The following is a 3,544-nucleotide window of genomic DNA, read 5'->3' as shown; positions in this document are numbered from 1 at the left end:
GGAGGACGGCGCCGCGGGCGACGTCGCGCAGCCGGCCACGCCCAGGCCGAGCAGGCCCAGGCCCCCGCCGAGGAAGGCGCGGCGAGTGGGCTGCATGGCGGCCTCCTCTGGCGGGTGACGTCGGGGTCGGGCGGGTCCGGGGAGTGCGGGCGGGGGGACTCGAACCCCCACGTCCAGGACACTGGAACCTAAATCCAGCGCGTCTACCAGTTCCGCCACGCCCGCGCACACCCCGCGCGGGCGGGGCGAGCCCCGATCCTACCGTGCGGCGCCCGGGCGCGGCGGGCGCGGATCAGGCCTCGTCGAGGCCGAGGGTGCGGCGCAGTCGGGCCACGTGGCCGGTCGCCTTCACGTTGTACTGCGCGTGGGTGACCTTCCCGTCCGGGCCGACGACGATCGTGGAGCGGATCAGACCCTCGAAGGTCCGCCCGTAGTTCTTCTTCTCACCCCAGGCGCCGTAGGCCTCGGCCACCGCGTGGTCCTCGTCCGAGAGCAGGGGGAACGTCAGGCCCTCCTGCTCGGCGAACCGGATGATCCTGCCGATCGGGTCGGGGGAGATCCCCAGGACGACGTAGCCGGCCGCGGTCAGGGAGGCGAGGCTGTCCCGGAAGTCGCAGGCCTGCGTGGTGCAGCCGGGCGTGGACGCGGCCGGGTAGAAGTAGACGATCGTGTGCTTGCCCGCGCTGTCGCGCAGCGAGACGGGCCGGCCCTCCTGGTCCTGGAGGGTGAACGCGGGCGCCGTGTCGCCGGGCTGGAGGCGGTGCTGGGTCGTGTCGGTCATGGGCCCCAGCCTACGGTGGGCCCGGACGGGGAGCGGGGACGACGAAGGCCCCGTCTCCGTGGAGACGGGGCCTTCGCTCCGGTGGGTGCACCCCCCGGGACTCGAACCCGGAACCTGCTGATTAAGAGTCAGATGCTCTACCGGTTGAGCTAGAGGTGCAGATGCCGCACCGCCTCTCGGATCTCTCCGGTGCGCCGTGCAACGAGGTGAAACCCTACCAGGGGTTTCAGACGCCGTGCAAATCGGGGGGCGTGACGTCCGTCGCGTCCGTCTCCGGGGTCGCGTAGAGGCGGTCCAGCTCGTCCATGAAGGCGGTCATGAAGGCGTGGAAGTCGGTGGCGTCCTCGGCCTGGTCGAGCTCCGCGGTGCCGTCCTCCGTGAGGTCGCCCACCGGCACCCGCGTGTGCTCCGGGACGTCGAACCACGTCCGGAAGCCCGTGACGGTCTCCACCTGATAGCCGCTGCCCGTGTCCGCCACGGTGGCCACGTTGGCCAGCCCCACCTCGACGACGTCGGCGCGGTCCGCGGAGGCCTCGGTCACCGGGCCGTGCGGATCGTCCTCGGCCACGCCCGGCGCGCGGCGGTCGTGGTCGTCCGGGGTGGAGGTGGGGTCGAACGGGCACAGCAGCATCTCGAGCGGCTGGTGGCGGTAGCCGATCACGAGGGGAAAGGAAGAGCCCGAGGGCTGGCCGTAGACGACGTTGTAGTCGCCGTGGTTGAACACGCGCGCATCGAAGACGCGGCGCAGCCGTCTGTGCAGGGTGGGCGTGTCCATGGCCCCAACGTACGCGGACCCGTCCGCACGTGTCATGCCGCGGCACCCGTCACACGGGGACGTCGCGTCGGCCCGGTGGCGCCGTGCTCACTAGACTCCGCGGCATGGACTCCGCCGCGTCGACTCCCAGCACCCCGTCCGCCGCTCCCGACATCAAGCCGCGCTCGCGCGACGTCACCGACGGGATGGAGCGCACCGCCGCCCGCGGCATGCTCCGCGCGGTCGGCATGGGGGACGAGGACTTCGGCAAGCCGCAGATCGGCATCGCCTCGTCCTGGAACGAGATCACCCCCTGCAACCTCTCCCTGGACCGCCTCGCCCAGGCCTCGAAGGACGGCGTCCACGCCGCCGGCGGATATCCGCTGGAGTTCGGCACGGTCTCCGTCTCGGACGGCATCTCCATGGGCCACGAGGGCATGCACTTCTCCCTCGTCTCCCGCGAGGTGATCGCCGACTCGGTGGAGACCGTGATGATGGCCGAGCGCCTGGACGGCTCCGTCCTGCTCGCCGGCTGCGACAAGTCGCTCCCGGGCATGCTCATGGCCGCCGCCCGCCTGGACCTGGCCTCCGTGTTCGTCTACGCCGGCTCGATCATGCCGGGCGTGGCCCGCCTGACCGACGGCACCGAGAGGCAGGTGACCATCATCGACGCCTTCGAGGCGGTCGGCGCCTGCGCCCGCGGTCTCATGTCCGAGGAGGACCTGCTCCGCATCGAGAAGTCCATCGCCCCGGGCGAGGGCGCCTGCGGCGGCATGTACACCGCCAACACCATGGCCTCCATCGGTGAGGCCCTCGGCATGTCCCTGCCCGGTTCCGCCGCCGCCCCCTCCGCGGACCGCCGCCGCGACGCCTTCGCGCGCCGCTCCGGCGAGGCCGTGGTGAACATGCTCCGCCAGGGCATCACGGCCCGGGACATCATGACCAAGCCCGCGTTCGAGAACGCGATCGCCGTGACCATGGCGTTCGGCGGCTCCACCAACGCCGTGCTGCACCTGCTCGCCATCGCCCGGGAGGCGGGCGTGGACCTGCAGCTGTCCGACTTCAACCGCATCGCCGACCGCACTCCGCACATCGCCGACCTCAAGCCGTTCGGCCAGTACGTCATGACGGACGTGGACCGCATCGGCGGCGTCCCGGTGGTCATGAAGGCCCTGCTGGACGAGGGCCTGCTGCACGGGGACACCCTCACCGTCACCGGCAAGACGCTCGCCGAGAACCTGGCCGCGCTCGATCCGGACCCGGTGGACGGCAAGGTCATCCGCACCATGGACGACGCGATGCACCCCAACGGCGGCATCGCGATCCTCCACGGCTCGCTGGCCCCGGAGGGCGCCGTCGTGAAGTCCGCCGGCTTCGATGCGGACGTCTTCGAGGGCACCGCGCGCGTCTTCGACCGGGAGCGCGCCGCCATGGACGCCCTCGAGGACGGGACCATCGCCGCCGGCGACGTCGTGGTCATCCGCTATGAGGGCCCGAAGGGCGGCCCGGGCATGCGCGAGATGCTCGCGATCACCGGCGCCATCAAGGGCGCGGGCCTGGGCAAGGACGTCCTGCTGATCACCGACGGGCGCTTCTCCGGCGGCACCACCGGCCTGTGCATCGGCCACATCGCTCCCGAGGCCGCCGAGGGAGGGCCGATCGGCCTGGTGCAGGACGGCGACCGCATCCGCGTGGACATCGCCGGACGCACCATGGACCTGCTCGTGGACGAGGCCGAGCTCGCCGCCCGCCGCGAGTCCTGGGAGCCGGTGGAGCCGAAGTTCACCACGGGCGTGCTGGGCAAGTACGCCAAGCTGGTGCACTCCGCCGCCGAGGGCGCCTACCTGGGCTGAGGCCCGGTCGGCCCGCACGCCGAGACGAGCAGAGGATGAGCATGCACGAGACCGACGCCCGGGTCGGGGGACCCGCGCCTCGTCCCGGGCGGGAGGCGCGCTGATGGAGGTCGTCATCCTGCCCGACGCCGCCGCCCTGCCCGCCACCGAGCTCAC

At 72.2% G+C, this 3,544-nt stretch carries 3 protein-coding genes and 2 tRNA genes; 1 reads left to right on the top strand and 4 read right to left on the bottom strand.

Going from position 1 to position 3,544, the window contains the following annotated elements:
- Positions 1-144 precede the first annotated feature (144 nt).
- The 4 genes from HMPREF3105_RS11430 to HMPREF3105_RS11415 all read right to left on the bottom strand — a co-directional run bounded on the left by HMPREF3105_RS11430 (position 145) and on the right by HMPREF3105_RS11415 (position 1,556).
- Positions 145-225 (bottom strand) — tRNA-Leu (locus tag HMPREF3105_RS11430).
- Between the two features lie 67 nt (positions 226-292).
- Positions 293-781 carry a thioredoxin-dependent thiol peroxidase gene (gene bcp / locus HMPREF3105_RS11425; protein WP_036382122.1) on the bottom strand — a complete coding sequence of 163 codons (489 nt, stop codon included), beginning with the start codon at positions 779-781 and terminating at the stop codon, positions 293-295.
- 86 nt (positions 782-867) lie between these two features.
- Positions 868-940 (bottom strand) — tRNA-Lys (locus HMPREF3105_RS11420).
- A 67-nt stretch (positions 941-1,007) separates the two neighbouring features.
- The gene (locus tag HMPREF3105_RS11415; RefSeq protein ID WP_070709704.1) at positions 1,008-1,556 is read right to left on the bottom strand and encodes a hypothetical protein; all 549 of its coding nucleotides are present in this window, start codon (positions 1,554-1,556) and stop codon (positions 1,008-1,010) included.
- A 104-nt stretch (positions 1,557-1,660) separates the two neighbouring features.
- Here HMPREF3105_RS11415 and ilvD point away from each other — a divergent pair, with 104 nt between their 5' ends.
- Positions 1,661-3,388: a dihydroxy-acid dehydratase gene (ilvD, locus tag HMPREF3105_RS11410; protein WP_049145205.1), complete on the top strand. Its 1,728-nt coding sequence runs from the start codon at positions 1,661-1,663 to the stop codon at positions 3,386-3,388.
- Positions 3,389-3,544 lie beyond the last annotated feature (156 nt).

The organism is Micrococcus sp. HMSC31B01, from assembly GCF_001816085.1.
GTDB classification, from domain to species: Bacteria; Actinomycetota; Actinomycetes; order Actinomycetales; family Micrococcaceae; genus Micrococcus; species Micrococcus luteus.
The sequence above is the reverse complement of the archived record's forward strand: the minus strand, read 5'-3'. Positions and strand labels throughout refer to the sequence as shown.

Excerpts from the sequence above, each read along its gene's own strand:
- bcp (WP_036382122.1), bottom strand. The coding sequence starts at position 781 with ATGACCGACACGACCCAGCACCGCCTCCAGCCCGGCGACACGGCGCCC.
- HMPREF3105_RS11415 (WP_070709704.1), bottom strand. The coding sequence starts at position 1,556 with ATGGACACGCCCACCCTGCACAGACGGCTGCGCCGCGTCTTCGATGCG.
- ilvD (WP_049145205.1), top strand. The coding sequence starts at position 1,661 with ATGGACTCCGCCGCGTCGACTCCCAGCACCCCGTCCGCCGCTCCCGAC.